This window comes from Mesoflavibacter sp., from assembly GCF_964226795.1.
Taxonomy (GTDB): Bacteria; Bacteroidota; Bacteroidia; order Flavobacteriales; family Flavobacteriaceae; genus Mesoflavibacter; species Mesoflavibacter zeaxanthinifaciens.
Genome location: NZ_CAXQQP010000014.1, coordinates 87,982 through 107,363, shown reverse-complemented (window position 1 = coordinate 107,363; position 19,382 = coordinate 87,982). Strand labels below are relative to the sequence as shown.

The following is a 19,382-nucleotide window of genomic DNA, read 5'->3' as shown; positions in this document are numbered from 1 at the left end:
TAGGTTGTCCTGTTTGAAGAACAAAATTGGCATTAAAAGTCCATTTTTTATTCAATTCGTAATTACTAGTTATTGAAATATCATGAGTTTTATCAAATGCAGTATTGTACCAATTTCCGTTATTTATACCTAGCTCTTCAGGTGTTCTTCCTGTTGTTTGTTGTTCTGATTTTGATAAAGTATAGGCTATCCAACCTTCTAATTTTCCGACATTTTTTTTAAAAAGAATTTCTAATCCATAAGCTCTTGCTTTTCCGTTTAAAATAACTTGTTCAATTGCATTATTAGCTATCAAATTTGCGCCGTCTATATAATCGATTCTATTTTTTATTGTTTTATAAAAACTTTCTACTTCTAAGGAGTAATCGTTATTATTAAAACTTTTAAAATATCCTACAGCTATTTGGTCTAGCAGTTGTGGTTTTACATATTTACCACTTGGAGTCCATACGTCTAAAGGTGTTGGAGAACTAGTGTTTGATAACAAGTGTAAATACTGTGTCATACGATTATAACTTGCTTTTATAGAACTATTTTTGTTTAATTGATATGCAACTGAAAATCTTGGTTCTAAATTAAAAAAGGATTTTATAACATCACTTCTGTTATAGTTTTCTGTACCTATTGGTTCTGCCTTTTCATAAATCTGTAAATCTTCATTAAAAATTACAGGTTGATCGTTTTCATAAATGTTTAATTCATCTTGACCTAAACGTAAAAAAGAACTTAGCCTTAACCCATAATTAATAGATAGTTTATCAGATAGTTCATGCTCTGCATCTAAATAAATAGCATTTTCAAATGCATATTTATCTATTAGTTTGAAAGGATTTATTCCTGAAGTTGGTGTAGAAGGTTCAATTTCTCCTGGATTAAACTTATAATATATACTGTTTAAACCATATTGAAGTTTGAAATTATTAGAAATATAATGTTTAAAATCATATTTAAAGTTAAAATTTCTAATTCCTGAATCCCAATCAAATTCAACAAAATTAAGCTTTAATCCATAATAGTAATCAGAATATATTAATGACATATTTGAAAATAACTTATCAGAAAACAAGTGATTCCATCTAAAGTTTACAACCGTATTACCGTAGGTGTTATCAAAACTATCTGCAATTCTAAATACATCACGACCAAAATATCCAGATAAATAGATATTATTTTTATCATTTAGTTTGTAGCTTAATTTGGTGTTTAAATCATAAAAGTAAGCCACGTTATCAATATCAAAAAGTGGTAAAAATAAGTGAGCATAACTACTACGTCCACCAAAAAGAAAAGAACCTTTGTCTTTTTTTAATGGTCCTTCTGCTAATAATCTACTAGCAACTAAACCAATACCTCCATTTGCATGAAATTCTTTACTATTTCCTTCCTTTTGATAAATATCTAAAACAGAAGAAACACGTCCACCGTAGCGTGATGGTATTCCTCCTTTATATAGTTTTAAATCTTTAATAGCATCAGGATTAAAAACAGAAAATAACCCGAATAAATGTGAAGAATTAAAAACAGTAGCTTCGTCTAATAAAATTAAGTTTTGGTCCGCAGCGCCACCACGTACGTTAAATCCAGAACTACCTTCTCCAGCGTTAGTGACACCAGGTAATAAAGTAATTGCTTTGATAACATCAGGTTCTCCTAAAACTACTGGTATTTTTTTTATTGTAGAAGCTTTTAACGCATTAACACTCATTTGTGGTTTTCTTATGTTTAGTCGCTCTACATTTTCTGTAATCACAACTTCTTCTAAGCTTTCAACAGATTCAGTTAAATTGAAGTTTTTAGTAATATCTTCATTTAGATTGATAGTTTCTGAAGTTTCTGCATAACCTAAATAAGAAATTATCACTTTGTAGTTACCTTTTGGTAATGTGATAGAGTAGAAGCCATACTCATTAGTAGTTGTGCCAGTATTTAATTCAGGAATAATAACATTTACGCTAATTAATGACTCGTTAGTATTGATGTCTGTTATTTTTCCACTTAATGTGAATTTTTCTTGAGAGAATGCAGATAAGGAGATTTGAATTAAAAATGCTATGGTTAGGATTAGCTTAGAATTCATTACAATTTTTAAAGTAAAAATAAAGAAAAAGCTCCTGTAAAAGGAGCTTTTAACAATTTATTAATTTCGCTAGAGAAATTTATATTTCCTTCAAAATATTATTAAATAATTCTATTGGTCTCATAGCTTGATCAGCTAATTCGTCGGTTGGTTCATAGTAACCACCAATATCAACAGATTTACCTTGTATATCGTTCAAAGCTTTTATGATAGTTTTTTCTTCAGCTTTAAAAGTTAAAGCAACTGGCTCAAATTGAGCTTTTAGTGTTCTATCTTTATCTTGGTTTGCTAAAGCCTCAGCCCAGTACATTGCTAAATAAAAATGACTACCACGGTTATCAATTTCTCCTGCTTTTCTAGAAGGACCTTTTTTGTTTTCTAGTAGTTTTTCTGTGGCAACATCTAACGCATCACCTAAAACTTTTGCTTTAGGATTGTTGTTAACTTCGCTAAAGTGATCTAAAGACACAGCAAGTGCTAAAAATTCTCCTAAACTATCCCAACGTAAGTGGTTTTCTTTTTCAAATTGTTGAACGTGTTTTGGTGCAGATCCACCAGCTCCAGTTTCAAATAATCCTCCACCATTCATTAACGGTACAATAGATAACATTTTTGCTGATGTACCAAGTTCTAAAATTGGGAATAAATCTGTTAAGTAATCACGTAATACATTACCTGTTACAGAAATTGTATCTTCTCCAGCTTTTACTCTTTTTAAAGTAAACTCTGTTGCTTTGATTGGTGAAAGAATATGAATTTCTAATCCGTCTGTATCATGATCTTTTAAGTAAGCATTTACTTTTTTGATTAATTCTGCATCATGAGCTCTGTTTTCGTCTAACCAGAAAACTGCTGGCCAACCAGTAGCTTTTGCACGTGTTACAGCTAATTTTACCCAGTCTTGTATTGGTAAATCTTTTACTTGACAAGCTCTCCAGATATCTCCAGTTTCAACATCATGTGATGTTAAAACATTACCGTCTGTATCTACGATTTCAACTTTTCCGTCAGTAGATATTTCAAAAGTTTTATCATGAGAACCATATTCTTCAGCTTTTTGCGCCATTAAACCTACGTTTGGTACAGTACCCATGGTAGTTGGATCAAATGCACCATGTTCTTTACAGAAGTTTATAGTAGCTGTGTAAATACCAGCATAACTGCTATCTGGTATTACAGCTTTAGTATCTTGTTGTTTCCCTTCTTTGTTCCACATTTGTCCAGAAGTACGTATCATTGCAGGCATAGATGCATCAATAATAACATCACTTGGTACGTGTAAGTTAGTAATACCTCTATCACTATCTACCATTGCTAAATCTGGATTGTTGTTATATGCAGCCTCAATATCTTCTAAAATAGTATTTTGCTCTGCTTCTGGTAACTCTTGTAAGTTACTTATTAAGTTACCAAAGCCATTATTAACGTCAACACCAATTTTTTCAAAAGTTTCTGCATGCTTAGCAAAAACATCTTTAAAGAATACGCGTACAGCATGTCCAAAAATAATTGGGTCTGACACCTTCATCATTGTAGCTTTCATGTGTAAAGAAAACAATACACCTTGCTCTTTAGCGTCTTTTACTTGCTCTTCTAAAAAGGTTAATAAAGCTTTTTTACTCATTACTGTTGCGTCCATAATTTCACCTTCTAAAAGGTTTAAATTATCTTTTAAAACAGTAACATTACCGTTATTGTCAGTATGTTGTATTTTTACAGTAGTTGCTTTATCTAAAGTTACCGATTGCTCGTTGTGTGCAAAATCACCATGAGACATTGTCGCTACATGAGATTTAGAATCTTTTGACCATGCACCCATAGAATGTGGGTTTTTCTTAGCGTAATTTTTTACTGCTTTTGGCGCACGTCTATCTGAGTTTCCTTCACGTAAAACTGGGTTTACAGCACTTCCTTTTATTTTGTCATAACGTTGCTTAGCATCTTTCTCTTCTTCTGTTGTAGCTTCTTCAGGATAATCTGGTACAGCATAACCTTTAGCTTGTAGCTCTTTAATTGCAGCTCTTAATTGAGGTATTGAAGCACTAATATTAGGTAGTTTAATAATGTTAGCTTCTGGTGTTTTTGCTAATTCTCCTAAAAAGGCTAAGTCATCAGATACGCGTTGTTCTTCTGTTAAAACATCAGGAAAAACAGCTAAGATCCTAGCTGCTAAAGAGATATCTCTTGTTTCAATCTCTATACCAGAAGAAGCTGTAAAAGATTTAACAATTGGTAAAAAAGAACGCGTTGCTAATGCTGGCGCTTCATCTGTAATTGTATATATAATTTTTGGTGAATTTGACATATAATTAAATTGAATGTTAGTTATTTTTTTAGCTTGACGAATATACGAAAAACAAGAGGTTTTTTAAAGTGAAAATTGGCACTTAACGTTTTATTATAATGATGATATTTAGAAGATTATAAAATTACGAATTTGATAAAATATGATTAAAATTTTAAGAAATCACAATTTTATAAGTATCAAGAAGTCCTGAAATTTGATCTTTTGAAAATTTAGCGCCTTTTATTTTATTTCTTTCTGGGTTAATACTGTAATTTATTGCTTTACTAAAGTCTGCTTGCTCTAAGTTTGTTTGTTCAAAAACAGCATTTTTAAAATTACAAGTATCAAACGTAGCTTTAGTAAAATTAGCTTCGGTTAAGTCTACTTGATCAAATACACAGTTTTTAAATTTACTCGAGACTAACTTGATTTTATAAAAAGAAGAAAAGTTTAAAACACAATCTGTAAAACTTGCAGAAAATAAAAGCTTATTACAGTCAGAAAATAAAATACCTAACATTTTACTGTCTAAAAACGTTACATCTTTAAACGTAGCATCTTTAACTTTAATATTACTTAGATTACAACCTTCAAAAACGCAGTCTAAAAAACTAAAAGCCGATAGAAAACTGTTTTCAAAATTACAGTTAATAAATGTGCAGTTATCATATTCTGCTCTTTGTAATGCTTGAGAAGTAAAATCTTTGTTTTTATAAACGGTATCTGCGATAAAGGGTAGAGGCATTGTACTTTTATTTATGCTGTAAGATAAGAAACCTAAAAAAACAAAAGCCATAACATAATAGAATTAACTATTGTTGCTATGGCTTTCTTGAATTAACACTTTGGCGATGACCTATTTAACTTTCATTAAATCGATCCAAAACTTTCGTTTTACATCTTTTCGGTTCACGCACTTGTCAAATCAATAGTACATTTGGGTAACTTTCAAAATGTGTTGACTTGTTACAAAATGTACATAGTAATTGTTTTTCTAGATGATTTACTCTTTTAATTTCAATTTTCATGAAATTACCATTGTAAAACATTGTTTTGTTCTTCTTAAAGTAGCTATTGCTACTTAAGATTACTTAAAACTTTCAATTTTATTAGTTCCTTTCTGCTTTCACATAAAGTACTTTTTAAAATCTCTTAATTTTACAATTTACACGACTACACATGTAATTTTCAAAAACCTCAAAAAACAATACAACTAAATCAAATTCATTTTATCGAAACCAATAAATAATATTGTTATTAATTGTTTTACTAAGATAAGTCTTTTTATTAGTTTTTTATAGTTTTTAACTATTTAAATATCAACCGTTTATGAACCATGGTTATTAACAAAAGTTAATAACTAAAAAAAGCCTAAACGATTAAGTTTAGGCTTTTTATATATGATTTGAAGTGGTAAATTATTTTCTTCTAGCTTCTTTAATTCTAGCTTTTTTACCTGTAAGACCTCTAAAGTAAAAGATTCTTGCTCTTCTAACTTTACCTCTTTTGTTAACTTCAATTTTTTGTAATGCAGGTAAGTTAACAGGGAAGATACGCTCTACACCAACTGTTCCTGACATTTTTCTAATTGTAAAAGTTTCTGAAGTACCAGTACCTCTTCTTTGTAATACTACACCTCTAAAGAACTGAGTTCTTACTTTTTCTCCTTCTCTAATTTCGTAGTAAACTGTAATTGTGTCACCAGCTGAAAATTCTGGTAAGTCTTTTCTTGTTACAAATTCGTCTTGTACAAATTTTATTAAAGATTCCATCTTTATTTATGTTTAAGTGTTTGATTCAGAACAACATTCACGTATTTCGCCAGAGGTTAATCCGAAATTGGGTGCAAATATAAGCAAAAAGTTAATTGATAAAAGTAAAAGTTTAAAAAATGTTTGTTGACAAAGACGGTTTTAAGTCATCGATACATTTTGTTTATACTTCACAAAATACTCGAACAGACCAAATTATTCATCTAGTAAATCTGGTCTTCTTTCTTTTGTGCGTTTATAAGCTTGTTCTTCTCGCCATTTTTCAATTTTTGGAAAATTACCGCTAAATAATACTTCTGGTACTTTATGTCCGTTATAATCTCGAGGTCTTGTATAAATTGGTGGCGCTAATAAATTATCTTGAAAACTGTCTGTTAATGCTGATGTTTCGTTACCTAAAACTCCTGGTATTAATCGTATTACAGCATCACAAAGTACAGCAGCACCAAGTTCTCCGCCAGATAGAACATAATCGCCAATAGATATTTCTTTAGTGACAAACATATCGCGTACGCGTTGGTCTACACCTTTATAATGTCCGCAAAGGATAATGATATTTTCTTTTAATGATAAGGTGTTGGCAATACCTTGATTTAAGGTTTCGCCATCTGGTGTCATATAAATAACCTCGTCATAGTGACGTTGCGATTTTAATTTGCTTATACATTTATCTATAGGTTCTATAAGCATTACCATACCTGCGCCGCCACCAAATTGATAATCGTCAATGGTTTTGTAGTTATCTGTAGTATAATCTCTTAAATTATGAAAATGTACTTCTACCAAATCTGCTTCTATAGCACGTTTTAAAATGGATGCTTCAAACGGACTTTTAAGTAACTCTGGTAAAACAGTGATGATATCTATTCTCATGGCTTTGCTAAAATGGATAGCAAAGATATTCTAAAAATTCAATACATCAATCCATTTTAAAAGATACATGATTAAAAAGGTAAACGCTGCACTAACAAAAATGGTGCTTTGCCAAAAGTAAAGTTTGTTATTCCAAAGGTGAAGCCATTTTTCGCCAAACGAAGTTTTGACATAACTTTTTAAGAACACAGAATACGCAAAACCTATTGCCGAAAAAATGACTAAAGCTAGTATTACAATTAAAGATTTTTCCATAACTGAAACTTTAATTAGTTACGATAATTCTGTAACTAGTTTGTACTAAGTTACTTTAAAAGCTTAACAATTTCAAATATATTTTAAAAACTAAGAGTTTTGAATGAAGAATTATTGATAACTCAACCCAATTTGTGCTTTAATTAAGTCTAATAAATCAATTAATTCGGTGCTTTTTTGAAAACTCATAATTGGACTTTCTTTTTTATTAGTTCTGATTAATTGATTAAAATGCTCTATTTCAAAATTGTAACCAATAGAGTTGTAGTTAAAATCAAGTGTTTTTTCTTCACCGTTATTAGATATTAATGTTACTGTTGTTGGCTCATGAAACCTTGAGTTTATTTTAATTACACCAGTTTCGCAGGTAAAAATTGCTTCTGTGTTAGTTTTTTCAACTAAAGTAGATTTTAAACGGGCAATTGCTTCATCATAATAAAAAATCATATTACAAGTAGCGTCTGCACCATTATCAAAAAAAGTAGCTTTTGCTTCGGTCTTTTTAGGAATACCAAGTGTTGTAAGTGCACTAAATATTGGGTAAATACCAATATCTAAAAGACTACCGCCACCAAGAGTTTTATTGTATACTCTTCCAGAAGGATCTAAACTAGCTTTAAAACCAAAATCTGCTTCTAGTTTTAAGATGTTTCCAAAGTGTTTTTGTTCTAATAATTCTAAAACCTTTTGATAATGTGGTAAGAAGTATGTCCACAAAGCTTCCATTAAAAGCGTATTGTTTTCTTTGGCAGCATTTATCATGTTTTCTACTTCAAAACGGTTTAAAGCTAATGGCTTTTCACAAAGTACAGGAATGTTGTTTTGTAAACACATAAGTGTGTTTTCTTTGTGTAGACTATGTGGTGTAGCAATGTAAATGGCGTCTATTTTAGGGTCACTTAACAATTCTTCATAATTACCATAAGCCATTGTGGCTTGGTGTTTTTTAGCAAAGGTTTCGGCTTTTTCTAATGTTCTTGAAGCTACTGCGTAAATCTTGCTATTGCTTACTTTTTGCATATCTGTCGCAAATTTTTCAGCAATTTTTCCAAGACCTATAATTCCCCAATGTATGGTTTGTTCTTTATGCATAATTCATTTCATTTTTCATTAAAGTCTGAATGACAAAAGCGATAACCATAACAATTAAACAGCCAACAAAGTTTAACCATAAAAATGGCAAGTTGATAATTTCAAATTGATTTAAAAAGAATAAACCAATAACTAAAATTTGTGTGATTAATGCTGCAATAAACACAGCGTTTGCTTTAATAAATTTGAAGAAAAACGCTAACAAGAATATACCAAGAACATTACCATAAAAAATAGAACCGATAATGTTAACTAACTGAATTAAATTTTCGGCAAGATTGGCAACGCAGGCTACGCCAATAGCTAAAATTCCCCAAAGTAAAGTAAAGCCTTTAGAGGCTTTAACCATATCGTCTTCAGATTTTTCTCCAACACGTTGTTTGTATAAATCTATGGTTGTTGTACTTGCTAAAGCGTTAAGTTCGCTAGCGGTACTAGACATTGCTGCGCTTAAAATTACCGCTAATAATAATCCGATTAATCCTTTTGGTAAATTGTTTAATATAAAGTGAATAAATACGTAATCCTTATCATTACTTTCTACTTTTAAACTCTTTGATTCGCCAGCTTTTTCAATTAGTTTTTGTGCTTCGCTTCTTAAAACATCACTTTTAGTGTTATATTCTGAAATAGTTTTGGCAGTTACATTATTTTCAGTTTTTACATAATTGAAAATAGCTTGTTGTTTTTCAGCAAATAATTCGTTTTGTTGCTTTTGAAGCGTTTGATAGTCTTGAGAATATTCGCTGTTTAAAACGACTTCGGTTGCTGTTGGATTAAAATTTATTGGCGATTCGTTAAACTGATAAAACACAAAAACCATAACTCCAACTAGCAGAATAAAAAACTGCATTGGTACTTTTAAAAGTCCGTTAAATAGTAAGCCTAATTGCATTTCTTTTACAGATTTACCTGATAAATAGCGTTGTACTTGGCTTTGATCGGTCCCAAAATAAGATAACATTAAAAAGGTACCACCAATTAATCCACTCCAAACGGTGTATCTGTTATTTAAATCGAAAGAAAAATCTAAAACATCCATTTTACCACTTGCTCCAGCTATTTGCAGCGCTTTAGAAAAAGTAATATCATTAGGAAGTTGATTAATTATTAAAACAAACGCAATGATCATTCCTGTAAAAATTACAACCATTTGGTGTTTTTGAGTAACGTTTACAGCTTTTGTTCCGCCAGAAACGGTGTAAATAATTACCAAAACGCCAATGATGATGTTTAGGAGTAGTAAATTCCAGCCTAAAACAGCCGATAGAATAATTGCAGGAGCAAAAATGGTAATTCCTGCAGCCAAACCACGTTGAATTAAAAATAAAATCGCAGTAAGTGTTCTGGTTTTTTTATCAAAACGGTTTTCTAAAAACTCGTAAGCCGTATAGACTTTTAATCTGTGATATAACGGGATAAACACCATACAAATCACGACCATTGCAATTGGCAATCCGAAGTAAAATTGTACAAATCCCATACCCGAATGGAATGCTTGTCCAGGCGTACTTAAAAACGTAATTGCGCTGGCTTGTGTAGCCATAACCGATAAACCTATTGTCCACCAAGGTGTTGTATTACCGCCTTTTAAGTAATCTTGTACATTTTTACTGCCTTTAGTTTGGTACGTTCCATAAATAACTATGATTAGTAATGTACTTATTAAAATAATCCAATCTAATGTTTGCATTTTTTAAAAATATAACGTGATTAAATAAAAAGCGATTAAGTATAAAATATTTGCCAATAGTACTAAGGTGTACATTGGTTTCCATTGGTATTTTGGTTGGTTTTGCATTTTTAGTTTATCTATCTTTAAGAGATTAAAATTTGTATTATGTTAGCTATTACTGTTGTAGTATCTTATAAATACTAAGGTCTTAAGTTTTCCGATGTCATTTTCTTTTGTATGATTATATTTATCTGAAAACACCCAAAACTCATATTCTTTTTCCGAATCCTTCTTAATCGTTAGTGTCATCGAGTCTTTATCAGATATTATTTTTAATTCAATTTCATCTTTAGGAGATGAGTGATGACCTGGTAAACTTTTTATTTCCTTTAATTCACTAACAACTCTTGTTGAGTATTCAGGAACAAGTTTTTCACCATTAATTTTTATTTCGATATTAGGTTGGTTTAAAAAACTTATTAATTCTTTTTTTACGAGTGTTTCAAAAGTCAATGATAAACTGAATCCGATTAGCCAATTAAATACAAATAAAATAATTAGATAAATTCCTATTATGTTAAATCTTTTTCTATTTATTTTTTTGTTTTGTGTAGAATATACATAAAATAATAACCCAATAATTCCTAATATAAATGAAGGAAGCATTATCCAATTCATCCAGAATGTAGTTAATAAATCGAGTATTGACATTTTTTATGGAAACAAATAGTTATTAATCCTTAAATTGTTCTTTGTTATCTAAATTGTCTTTTCCAATACTTAGCATATTAGCAAATAATCTGTACGCACCAGAAACACCAGCAGGAAATTCTCTAAAAAAGCTAAGACCTGTATAAATATAATAGCCTTTACCGTGTTTTGCGACTAACAAACTACCTTGTTTTTCGGTTTCGCCTTTATCGTGCATCGATAGAATAGGTGTAAACTCGCTAGACCATTGGTTTGGAAAATATAAACCACGTTCTTGCGTCCAACCTTCAAAGTCGGTTTTTGTAATTTGGTTTGGATAATTTAAAACTGGATGATCTTTAGCTAAAAGTGTAACTTCTGCATTCTCATCAGTAACACGATCTCTAGACACTTTTAACTCAAAAGGAGATAAGTTGTCCACTTTTAGACCGCGATTTGTATTGTATTGCACAATCATATTGCCACCATTTTCTACAAAATCGAATAAAATTTGCTGTTTAAATTTAAGCTCGTCTAAGATGTTATACGCTCTAATACCAACAACTACAGCATCAAAAGCGCTTAATCTTTCAGTAGTGATGTCTTCTGGTTTTAAAACCATTACATTGTAACCAATTTGTCTTAAACTTTCTGGTACAACATCGCCTGCACCTTCAATATACGCAATGTTTTCGCCTCGTTTTTTAATATCTAAACGTACTATTTTGCTTTCGCTTGGAAGCACAACGGTTTGATAAGGAATGTGTTCGTAATCGATTTCAACTAATTCTCTCGTGTAAACGTCTTCACCAACATGAACCATTGGCGTTATTAATCCTTCGTTTTGATTTTTTGGAGGAATAACCGTAAACGTCAACGTTTGAGTTTCACCTTTATATTTAATATCTATGTTTTGCTTTTCAGGATAAACAGACCAATTGTTTGGATGCGCTATTTGAACAAAACCATTTAAATTATCACGACCAGCTTTTACAATTACCGAAATGTCTTTTTGTTGATCTGTATCAAAAATGATGACTTTTTCTGAAATTTTTGCTGATGCTTCAGGAATGATTTCAAACGGACGATATAATTCGCCTTTATCTGGTTTAGAGTACCTGTAAACAATAGGTTTAGTTACAGAAAACGGTTGATTATTAATCGTTAAATTGAAAGTCACGCTTATTGGTCTTGGTGTTTCTGGCTTTCCTATTAAATTTTTATCTTCAACTTTATACATACCTAAAGTTCCTTTTTTATTTAACCAATACGGTGAAGATGGTTGCATATTTTTAGGAATAGTAAGCGATTGATCTACATTTTGTTTATCATTATTTTTTAAAGGAAGCGCTTTTAAAGTAGCTGTTTTATCTGTAGAAAGTTGATAAGACACCAATTCCATATTAATTGCACTACGGTTTACTGCTTCAATATTTAATGTAATAGTTTCTCCTGCAGAAGCAGTTGGCGTATTAGCAGATGCTTCTAAATATAGACCTAAACAAGCTTCAATTATAGCGTCAATTTCTTGAGTTTTATAGTTTTTCCAATACTCATTATCTAATTGTTGGATTAACTGTCTTGCTAATAATAAGTCTTTAACGTGTGTTGAAGGATTTTCAAAATTGAAATTTGTCTCAACTTTCTTTAATATATCTCCAATAGTTTTTCCGCCTTTAACACGATTCCAGCTTGTGTCTATACCTTCAAAAAGGTTGGTTTTGTCTTTTGGTAAATCGCCATTAATAAGTTCGATATATTCGGTTTGCGATCCACGTTGTGTTAAAGCACCAAACCCTTGACATAAATGTTTACTTCTAGAAAGTGCAGCAATCTCGTTATTTGATAACCCTTTTGAAGGGTAATATACGCCAATATCAAAATTTAAAAGTTTGCTTTTGTCTGCTTTTTCAAAATTTTCTTCACTACCATAAAACCACCAACTGGTATTAAAAAATTGGCGTTTTGGTTGCCAAGTTCCGTAAGTTTTAGCTTGTTCTGGATATATGTTTGGGTTTTTTGCCAAATCAAAAGCTTCTACGCTTAACATAGCAGAAGTTGTGTGATGACCGTGAGTTGTACCAGGTGTACGATGATCAAAACGGTTAATGATAATATCTGGTTTAAACTGTCTTATGGCTAAAACAACATCGCTTAATACTTGGTCTTTGTCCCAAATATCTAAAGTTTCTTCAGGATGTTTTGAGTAACCAAAATCGTTTGCTCTACTAAAACGTTGCTCGCCACCATCTACACTTCTTGCGGCTAATAATTCTTGTGTACGTATAACACCTAATAATTCTCTAATTTCTGGACCGATAAGATTTTGTCCGCCATCACCACGAGTTAAAGATAGGTAAGCTGTACGTGCTTTTATTTGGTTAGACATGTAAGAAATTAGACGTGTATTCTCATCATCCGGATGAGCTGCTACATAAAGAACTGTACCTAAAAAGTTAAGTTTTTTTACAGCATCATGAATTTGAGATGCGTTAAGTTTTTTTGGTTGTTGTGCTTGTAAAGGCAGAGCCAAAACAAAAATAAATAGGAGCGAAGCTAGTTTTTTTAGCATTTTTAAGGTTAATTATGTTTGAGGTAAATATACATAATAGCCTTAGCGGAATAGCTGTTTTAAGCCTTTTTTAACGTTATTTTTAGGATGTTAATTTTAAGAATTGAAGCTAATTTTTATTTCTATATTTTTTTTCTTTTTGACACGAATTACACGAATTGTCACAAATCATTTACGTTTGCTAACTGCTAACTGCTAACTGCTAACTAAAGCCACTTTTTACGTTTAAAGTAGTACAGCATCGCTAAGAAAATAAGAATCATTACAGCCCAAACCACATAATAACCATACTTGTATTGTAGCTCTGGCATGTTAACAAAGTTCATCCCGTAGATCCCAGCAATAAAGGTTAATGGAATAAAAATGGTAGCGATAATGGTTAACACCTTCATGACTTCGTTCATTTTATTGCTAATAGTTGTCATGTACATATCCATTAAACTCCAAATCATTTCGCGATAAATATCTAAGTTTTCTGTAACCTGTATAATATGGTCGTAAACATCTCTAAAAAAGTGTGTTGTCTGTTCTTCAATTAAACTATTTGGGTCTTTTTCTATGCGACCAATAATTTCGCGAAGCGGAAAAATAGCACGTCTTACTTTTAAAACTTCTCGTTTTAAATTTTGTATTTGCTGAGAGATTTCTTCTTGAGAAATTCCATTAAAAAGATCGTCTTCAAGGTCTTCAATTTTATTACCCATAGTTTCTATAATGGCATAATAATGATCTACGATAGCATCTATTAAGGCATACAATAAATAGTCTGCACCTTCTGTACGTATACGTCCTTTTTTGTGTCTTATACGATCTCTTACATTTTCAAAAACATCACCTTCGGCTTCTTGAAAAGTCAATACATAGTTTTTGCCTAGTACAAAACTTACTTGTTCTGATATAATAGTTTCATTATCATCGTAATACATCATTTTTAAAACGATAAAGATGTAACTTTTATACTCGTCAATTTTTGGGCGTTGAGAAGTATTTACAATGTCTTCTAAAAGTAATGGATGAAGTTGATAGTAACTACCTATGGTTTCTATCTCGTTTATATTATTTAATCCGTTAAGGTTAACCCATGTTACAGACTCTGTATCTTTAAAAACAAACGCTTCTTCTATGTTAGAAAGGTCTTTTTCGTGTATGTCGTTATTGGTATAATCAAAAGAATGAAGATGTAATTTTACGTCTTCTTTTTTTCCTGTATAAACCAATGCGCCAGGTATTTGACCTAAGTGCTTTTTATAGTTTTGTGTGCGTTTTTTTTGTTTGTTTTTTGCCATAATTAATGGAAATCTCCAAAATCTTCAATTGCGTCTTTCTGAACTAAAGTTACAGCTTTTTGTAGAATTAAATTGTTTGGATACGTCACTAAATCTCCATTATCTAATCTTAGATGAAGCTGAAACGCACGAATATCTTCTATTATACCTTCTAAAGGCGAATCTTTATCGTGGATTTTTATTTTGTCTCCAACTTTATAAGGAAACGAAAAAAACATGATTATTCCAGAAGTAATGTTACTTAAAATTGACCAAATGGCAAATAAACCAATACCAATAACGGCAAAAACCGAAGAGAAAAGTAGTGTTAAGTTTTCTAGTGTTGCACCAAATATATAAGAAACAAATAGTAAAAATATTAGAATTAGAGTAAAGGTAGAATATCTTGATATTAACCCAATTCTAGCATCATTGATGCTACTTTTTTGTCCTATTTTTTTAATTGAAATTTTTAAAACAGACCTTATTATTAAAAATATAATAAGTAGAACTATTGTTTTTAAAATTTCGTCTTGTAAATGCTCAAACATGTATTAAAATTTTGGTAAATATAGATTTTAAACTGAATTGTTAATCTAATTGCAATGTTTTTCTTAATGGTAAATCTTTATTACTATTTTGACTCCAATATGCGGTATTTATAGTTTTAAGTTTTGTTGCTTTTGTTGTTAATCCGTCTATAATTTCTTCCCAACTTGTAATGCTAAAAGGGAAATTGTTTTCAAAATTAATAGTAAGTATTTTGTTTAATTCTTCAATTGAAAGCATGTATTTCCCTTCTGAAATTTCCGCGAAAGCATTATAAGCTTTTAAAGGTTTATGTTTTAAACGAATGTATTCTAAACTTGGAATAATTTTAAAATTTCCAGTAGGAAGACTGTTTGGATCAATGCGAAGTTGTGTCCAAATTTCGTTCTCCAATACTGCTTTTTCTAAGTTGAAATTTTGATCTGCTTCACCTTCAAAATAGGAATGTGATATAACTTCAAATTGCTCTCTGTTGTTAATTTGAGTGTAAACTTGTCCGCACCATTCTTGTATAGAAGCACTAACTTTTATAGCGTGTTGGTTGTTTGCAAAGGGATAAAATGTGCTTTGCATAATGCTGTACGGATAAATACCAGTATTGAATTTTTTAGTGGCATTTAACTTTAAAACGCTTATGTTTTCTGGGTTTTTCTGGTCTGCTTTTACTTGTACTTTTGGTAAAAAAGGTTCGGTGACATAAACTAAAACAGCTTTTCCGTCTCGCAACTCGCCATAGCGCGCTTGTTCTAGTTTGTAAGAAGTGATTTCGGCTTTACCAGCATACCAATAGTCTTTAAATTGTTGGTTAGGTTTATAGGCTGGCGGTAGCTTTTTTTCTTCTTTTTTAGTTGTAATTTTTTGAGGTGAATCTGTAGTTTGTTTTTGTTCTTTGCAAGCAAAAATAAAAATACAAAAAAGTAGAATTATGGTTAATTTTAATCGCATGGTTGTAAGAAATTGTAGTATAAATTTACAATCTTAAAACTCTTCTGCAATGGTATTTAACGTTTTGTAAACAAGGTGAGTTGGCATACCAACAACGTTAAAAAACGAGCCTTCAATACTGGTTACGCCAATTTGTCCAATCCATTCTTGTATACCATAAGCGCCAGCTTTGTCTAAAGGCGAGTAGGTTTTAATGTAATGCCAAATCTCTTCATCTGTAAACGCTTTAAACGTAACTTTTGTAGTTGCATTTACCGTTTTTTGAAAGATTTTAGTACGTACACATACAGATGTGATTACTTCGTGAGTATTATCGCTTAAAGATTTAAGCATTGCAAATGCTTCGTCGTTGTTTCTAGGTTTTCCTAATGCTACGCCTTTATGCCAAACTATAGTATCGCTGGTTACTAATATTTCATGATCTTTAAGTTCGTCTAAAAAAGGTAAAGACTTTAATTGCGCAAGATAGTCGCTAATTTCAAAATGCATTAAGCGATTAGGGTAATCTTCTTTAGTGTCTTTTAATCGGACTTCAAAATCTAATCCTAAATCTCTAAAAAACTGTTGTCTTCTTGGTGATCCAGAAGCTAATATTATATGTCTGTCTTTTAGTTTTTCTTTCAGCATAATTATATGATAAAATAGTACACGACCATAGATAGCATGCCTAATAGCATTACGACTTTTAATAATCTGCTAATCAATTTGAAATCTTTTTTGTTTTCAGCAGAAAACAATTTTATAGCGATATAGATTAAAGGTGCTATCACAGCAATTAAAAAGTAAATAATGGCTATGGTCTGCATATAAAGATACGCATTTAAGTAATAGGCTAATATTAAAATGGAAGCAATAGTTAACCCAAAAGCAATTTTTGCAGCTCTGTTTTTACCTAAGACTATAGGTAAAGTTTTCATCTGCGCATTGTAATCGCCATCTATATCTTGAATATCTTTTACAATTTCTCTAATAAAAGTGATTAAAAAAGCAAAAACGGCGTAATCTACAATAACTTCAAACATCGAAGATTGTATAAACTTGTTTTGCATGTTTATGGTAGGTAGTAAATCGAAAATACCAACAACAATTAGACTTAATGCTACAAGACCACTAATTACAATGTTACCAACAAGTAGCATTGGTTTTAAAAAGGAGGCATAAATGTAAAGTAGTGCGGCGATGACTACAAAAATGCCAAAAAAGGTACTTCTGTTAACATCGTTAGCTAGGTAAAACCCAGTAACAACGCCAATAAAAGTAAATGCCATATAATAATTATAGGCTTTATCTTTTGCAATGGTTTTTCCTACTATTTGCTTGTTAGGTTTATTAATTGCGTCTGTTTCTACATCAAAAATATCGTTAATAATATAACCGCCAGCAGCGATACATACAGTTGAAATAACCAAAATGATAAATTGAAAAGTACTAAGCGTTGTATCTACATTAAAAGCAGGAAACATAGCATATTTTATAAGCACTTGTACTAACGCAATTAAAATTAAGTTTTTATATCTAATTAGGTTGATAATATTCACTAGTTGTTGGTTTTTTAGTTTTTTGTTATTCTAATTTTGTTGCATTAAAATGTTTGGGCATCAAAATCGCTGTCCCATTTCCCTTGAACTTTTAATACTTGTTGTATAACATCTCTTACGCAACCTTCGCCACCTAATTTATGTGATACATAATTACATATGTCTTTAACTTCCGGTACTGCGTCTTGTGGACAAGTAGCTAATCCTACTTGTTTAAGTACTGGGACATCTGGTATATCGTCTCCCATATACAACACGTTTTCTGCATTGATGTTATTATTGCTAATATATTCGTTATACTGAGTTAATTTTTGATGAGCGCCCAAATAAACATCTTTAATACCTAAATGTTGTAAGCGCAATCTAACACCTTCGTTTGTCCCGCCAGATATAATACAAATATTAAATCCATGATTAAGTGCTTGTTTGATTGCATAACCATCTTTAACATTCATATGTCTTATCATTTCGCCAGAAGTAGTTATAGTAACCATTCCGTTAGTTAAAACGCCATCTACATCAAAAATAAAGGTGTTGATTTGGTGTAAGTATTCTTTGTAGCTTTTATCTTCCATTATGTGTTTTTTTTATAGATGAGGTCATTAGTTTATAAATAGCTTCATGATGCTCATTATCTAATAATTTTAAATGTCTTTTTATTGTTTTTTTATCGTTACGTTTAGCTGGGCCAGTTTGCGCTTTGAATGGTGAAACGTCTTGAACTTTTTTAGCAGTTTCGGTAATTAATGGTTTTAAAATATCAAATTCAGCACCATGGTGTTCTGTTATTTCATGTGCAACCCTATACAATTGATTAGTGAAATTATTTACAAAAACAGCAGCTAAATGTAAAGCAGGTCTTTGATCTGGATTAACTTTATAGGTTTGACAGCCTAACGTTTCTCCGACAGATTTTAAAAGTTTAAAATCTTGTTTTCTTAATGTTTCTATACAAATTGGTACTGTTGTAAAATCTAAAGCAACATCTTTACTAAAAGTTTGCAACGGATAGAAAACACCGCGATAGTGTTTTTTATCAATATCATATAAACTAGCACTTCCAGAAGTATGAACAACTAAACGTTTTTCAAAAGGAAGGTTGTTGCTTAAAGTTTCAATTGCATCATCGCTTACGCAAATAATATATAAATCAGCATCCACTAAATCGTTTAAATTATCGGTAATACTAACTTCGTTTTTGTATAATGAAATATTGTTTAAAGTACGATTATACCATTGTACAACGTTAATGTTATCCGTAGCAGAAATTGCTTTATATAAATGAGTGGCTACATTTCCTGCGCCAAGCAAAACTATTTTTATCATGGTGTAAAAATAATAAGAAAATATCTATAAAAACGGACATTAACGTATCTTTGTTATAATGATTAAAGACGATATAAATACACGAGAAGATGTTGCTTTGTTAGTAGATCAATTTTACAAAAAAGTAAGAGCAAACGCTATTTTGGGACCAATTTTTAATCAAGCTATTACCAATTGGGATCAACATTTAGATCACTTAACCACGTTTTGGGAAAGTAGCTTGTTTATGGGGAAACCTTTAAAGAAAAAATATATAGGAAACCCATTAGAAGTGCACGTAAAAGTAGATAAAGCAAATAATAATAGTATTACAGAACATCATTTTGGTATTTGGTTAAACCTTTGGTTTGAAACTATAGAACACTTATTTGCAGGAGAAAATGCAGAGTTAGCTAAACGAAGAGCAAGAAAAATGGGTACATTTATCCATCTTAAAATTTTTGAAGCAAGGCAACAAAACAGTTAA

Annotated in this window: 18 protein-coding genes; 1 reads left to right on the top strand and 17 read right to left on the bottom strand. The window is 30.9% G+C overall.

Annotated elements, in window-relative coordinates; genetic code table 11:
* The 17 genes from ACEQT4_RS12395 to ACEQT4_RS12315 form a co-directional block, all read right to left on the bottom strand.
* A partial coding sequence (locus tag ACEQT4_RS12395) for a carboxypeptidase-like regulatory domain-containing protein (RefSeq protein ID WP_370228086.1) occupies positions 1 to 2,077 on the bottom strand: 2,077 nt, incomplete at its 3' end.
* Positions 2,078 to 2,156: 79 nt separating this feature from the next.
* Positions 2,157 to 4,382 (bottom strand): NADP-dependent isocitrate dehydrogenase, encoded by a 2,226-nt coding sequence (locus ACEQT4_RS12390; protein WP_027879699.1) that lies wholly within the window; start codon positions 4,380 to 4,382, stop codon positions 2,157 to 2,159.
* 154 nt (positions 4,383 to 4,536) lie between these two features.
* Positions 4,537 to 5,160, bottom strand: a complete 624-nt coding sequence (locus tag ACEQT4_RS12385) for a pentapeptide repeat-containing protein (protein ID WP_370228084.1) — start codon at positions 5,158 to 5,160, stop codon at positions 4,537 to 4,539.
* 622 nt (positions 5,161 to 5,782) lie between these two features.
* Positions 5,783 to 6,136 carry a 50S ribosomal protein L19 gene (gene rplS / locus ACEQT4_RS12380; protein ID WP_027879701.1) on the bottom strand — a complete coding sequence of 118 codons (354 nt, stop codon included), beginning with the start codon at positions 6,134 to 6,136 and terminating at the stop codon, positions 5,783 to 5,785.
* A gap of 195 nt (positions 6,137 to 6,331) precedes the next feature.
* Positions 6,332 to 7,009, bottom strand: a complete 678-nt coding sequence (gene trmD, locus ACEQT4_RS12375) for a tRNA (guanosine(37)-N1)-methyltransferase TrmD (protein ID WP_027879702.1) — start codon at positions 7,007 to 7,009, stop codon at positions 6,332 to 6,334.
* 30 nt (positions 7,010 to 7,039) lie between these two features.
* Positions 7,040 to 7,264: a hypothetical protein gene (locus tag ACEQT4_RS12370; protein WP_036227210.1), complete on the bottom strand. Its 225-nt coding sequence runs from the start codon at positions 7,262 to 7,264 to the stop codon at positions 7,040 to 7,042.
* Between the two features lie 111 nt (positions 7,265 to 7,375).
* On the bottom strand, positions 7,376 to 8,356 hold the full coding sequence (locus ACEQT4_RS12365; RefSeq protein ID WP_370228081.1) for a Gfo/Idh/MocA family protein: 981 nt from the start codon (positions 8,354 to 8,356) through the stop codon (positions 7,376 to 7,378).
* Positions 8,349 to 10,049 carry a sodium:solute symporter gene (locus tag ACEQT4_RS12360; protein ID WP_370228079.1) on the bottom strand — a complete coding sequence of 567 codons (1,701 nt, stop codon included), beginning with the start codon at positions 10,047 to 10,049 and terminating at the stop codon, positions 8,349 to 8,351. Before ACEQT4_RS12360 ends, ACEQT4_RS12365 begins: the two co-directional genes overlap by 8 nt.
* Before the next feature lie 150 nt (positions 10,050 to 10,199).
* Positions 10,200 to 10,742: a hypothetical protein gene (locus ACEQT4_RS12355; RefSeq protein WP_370228077.1), complete on the bottom strand. Its 543-nt coding sequence runs from the start codon at positions 10,740 to 10,742 to the stop codon at positions 10,200 to 10,202.
* Positions 10,743 to 10,764: 22 nt separating this feature from the next.
* Positions 10,765 to 13,293, bottom strand: a complete 2,529-nt coding sequence (locus ACEQT4_RS12350; RefSeq protein WP_370228075.1) for a PIG-L family deacetylase — start codon at positions 13,291 to 13,293, stop codon at positions 10,765 to 10,767.
* Between the two features lie 206 nt (positions 13,294 to 13,499).
* Complete coding sequence (gene corA, locus ACEQT4_RS12345; RefSeq protein ID WP_370228073.1) at positions 13,500 to 14,579, bottom strand: magnesium/cobalt transporter CorA; 1,080 nt, start codon at positions 14,577 to 14,579, stop codon at positions 13,500 to 13,502.
* A 2-nt stretch (positions 14,580 to 14,581) separates the two neighbouring features.
* Positions 14,582 to 15,109, bottom strand: a complete 528-nt coding sequence (locus ACEQT4_RS12340; protein ID WP_027879710.1) for a mechanosensitive ion channel domain-containing protein — start codon at positions 15,107 to 15,109, stop codon at positions 14,582 to 14,584.
* A gap of 40 nt (positions 15,110 to 15,149) precedes the next feature.
* Entirely contained in the window at positions 15,150 to 16,052 is a 903-nt protein-coding gene (locus ACEQT4_RS12335; protein WP_370228070.1) for a septum formation inhibitor Maf, read from the bottom strand.
* Between the two features lie 33 nt (positions 16,053 to 16,085).
* Positions 16,086 to 16,679, bottom strand: a complete 594-nt coding sequence (locus tag ACEQT4_RS12330) for a Maf family nucleotide pyrophosphatase (protein ID WP_027879712.1) — start codon at positions 16,677 to 16,679, stop codon at positions 16,086 to 16,088.
* A gap of 2 nt (positions 16,680 to 16,681) precedes the next feature.
* Positions 16,682 to 17,590 carry a geranylgeranylglycerol-phosphate geranylgeranyltransferase gene (locus tag ACEQT4_RS12325; protein ID WP_370228068.1) on the bottom strand — a complete coding sequence of 303 codons (909 nt, stop codon included), beginning with the start codon at positions 17,588 to 17,590 and terminating at the stop codon, positions 16,682 to 16,684.
* A 44-nt stretch (positions 17,591 to 17,634) separates the two neighbouring features.
* Positions 17,635 to 18,165, bottom strand: a complete 531-nt coding sequence (locus ACEQT4_RS12320; protein WP_106678714.1) for an HAD family hydrolase — start codon at positions 18,163 to 18,165, stop codon at positions 17,635 to 17,637.
* Positions 18,155 to 18,916: a Rossmann-like and DUF2520 domain-containing protein gene (locus tag ACEQT4_RS12315; protein WP_370228066.1), complete on the bottom strand. Its 762-nt coding sequence runs from the start codon at positions 18,914 to 18,916 to the stop codon at positions 18,155 to 18,157. The genes ACEQT4_RS12320 and ACEQT4_RS12315 overlap by 11 nt, the downstream gene beginning before the upstream one ends.
* A 58-nt stretch (positions 18,917 to 18,974) precedes the next feature.
* Between ACEQT4_RS12315 and ACEQT4_RS12310 the strand changes: the two genes are divergently transcribed.
* Positions 18,975 to 19,382, top strand: a complete 408-nt coding sequence (locus ACEQT4_RS12310; RefSeq protein ID WP_027879716.1) for a group III truncated hemoglobin — start codon at positions 18,975 to 18,977, stop codon at positions 19,380 to 19,382.

What these genes read in the sequence shown, in the direction of transcription:
- ACEQT4_RS12390 (WP_027879699.1), bottom strand. Translation starts at nt 4,382, where the DNA reads ATGTCAAATTCACCAAAAATTATATATACAATTACAGATGAAGCGCCA.
- ACEQT4_RS12385 (WP_370228084.1), bottom strand. Translation starts at nt 5,160, where the DNA reads ATGGCTTTTGTTTTTTTAGGTTTCTTATCTTACAGCATAAATAAAAGT.
- rplS (WP_027879701.1), bottom strand. Translation starts at nt 6,136, where the DNA reads ATGGAATCTTTAATAAAATTTGTACAAGACGAATTTGTAACAAGAAAA.
- trmD (WP_027879702.1), bottom strand. Translation starts at nt 7,009, where the DNA reads ATGAGAATAGATATCATCACTGTTTTACCAGAGTTACTTAAAAGTCCG.
- ACEQT4_RS12370 (WP_036227210.1), bottom strand. Translation starts at nt 7,264, where the DNA reads ATGGAAAAATCTTTAATTGTAATACTAGCTTTAGTCATTTTTTCGGCA.
- ACEQT4_RS12365 (WP_370228081.1), bottom strand. Translation starts at nt 8,356, where the DNA reads ATGCATAAAGAACAAACCATACATTGGGGAATTATAGGTCTTGGAAAA.
- ACEQT4_RS12360 (WP_370228079.1), bottom strand. Translation starts at nt 10,049, where the DNA reads ATGCAAACATTAGATTGGATTATTTTAATAAGTACATTACTAATCATA.
- ACEQT4_RS12355 (WP_370228077.1), bottom strand. Translation starts at nt 10,742, where the DNA reads ATGTCAATACTCGATTTATTAACTACATTCTGGATGAATTGGATAATG.
- ACEQT4_RS12350 (WP_370228075.1), bottom strand. Translation starts at nt 13,293, where the DNA reads ATGCTAAAAAAACTAGCTTCGCTCCTATTTATTTTTGTTTTGGCTCTG.
- corA (WP_370228073.1), bottom strand. Translation starts at nt 14,579, where the DNA reads ATGGCAAAAAACAAACAAAAAAAACGCACACAAAACTATAAAAAGCAC.
- ACEQT4_RS12340 (WP_027879710.1), bottom strand. Translation starts at nt 15,109, where the DNA reads ATGTTTGAGCATTTACAAGACGAAATTTTAAAAACAATAGTTCTACTT.
- ACEQT4_RS12335 (WP_370228070.1), bottom strand. Translation starts at nt 16,052, where the DNA reads ATGCGATTAAAATTAACCATAATTCTACTTTTTTGTATTTTTATTTTT.
- ACEQT4_RS12330 (WP_027879712.1), bottom strand. Translation starts at nt 16,679, where the DNA reads ATGCTGAAAGAAAAACTAAAAGACAGACATATAATATTAGCTTCTGGA.
- ACEQT4_RS12320 (WP_106678714.1), bottom strand. Translation starts at nt 18,165, where the DNA reads ATGGAAGATAAAAGCTACAAAGAATACTTACACCAAATCAACACCTTT.
- ACEQT4_RS12315 (WP_370228066.1), bottom strand. Translation starts at nt 18,916, where the DNA reads ATGATAAAAATAGTTTTGCTTGGCGCAGGAAATGTAGCCACTCATTTA.
- ACEQT4_RS12310 (WP_027879716.1), top strand. Translation starts at nt 18,975, where the DNA reads ATGATTAAAGACGATATAAATACACGAGAAGATGTTGCTTTGTTAGTA.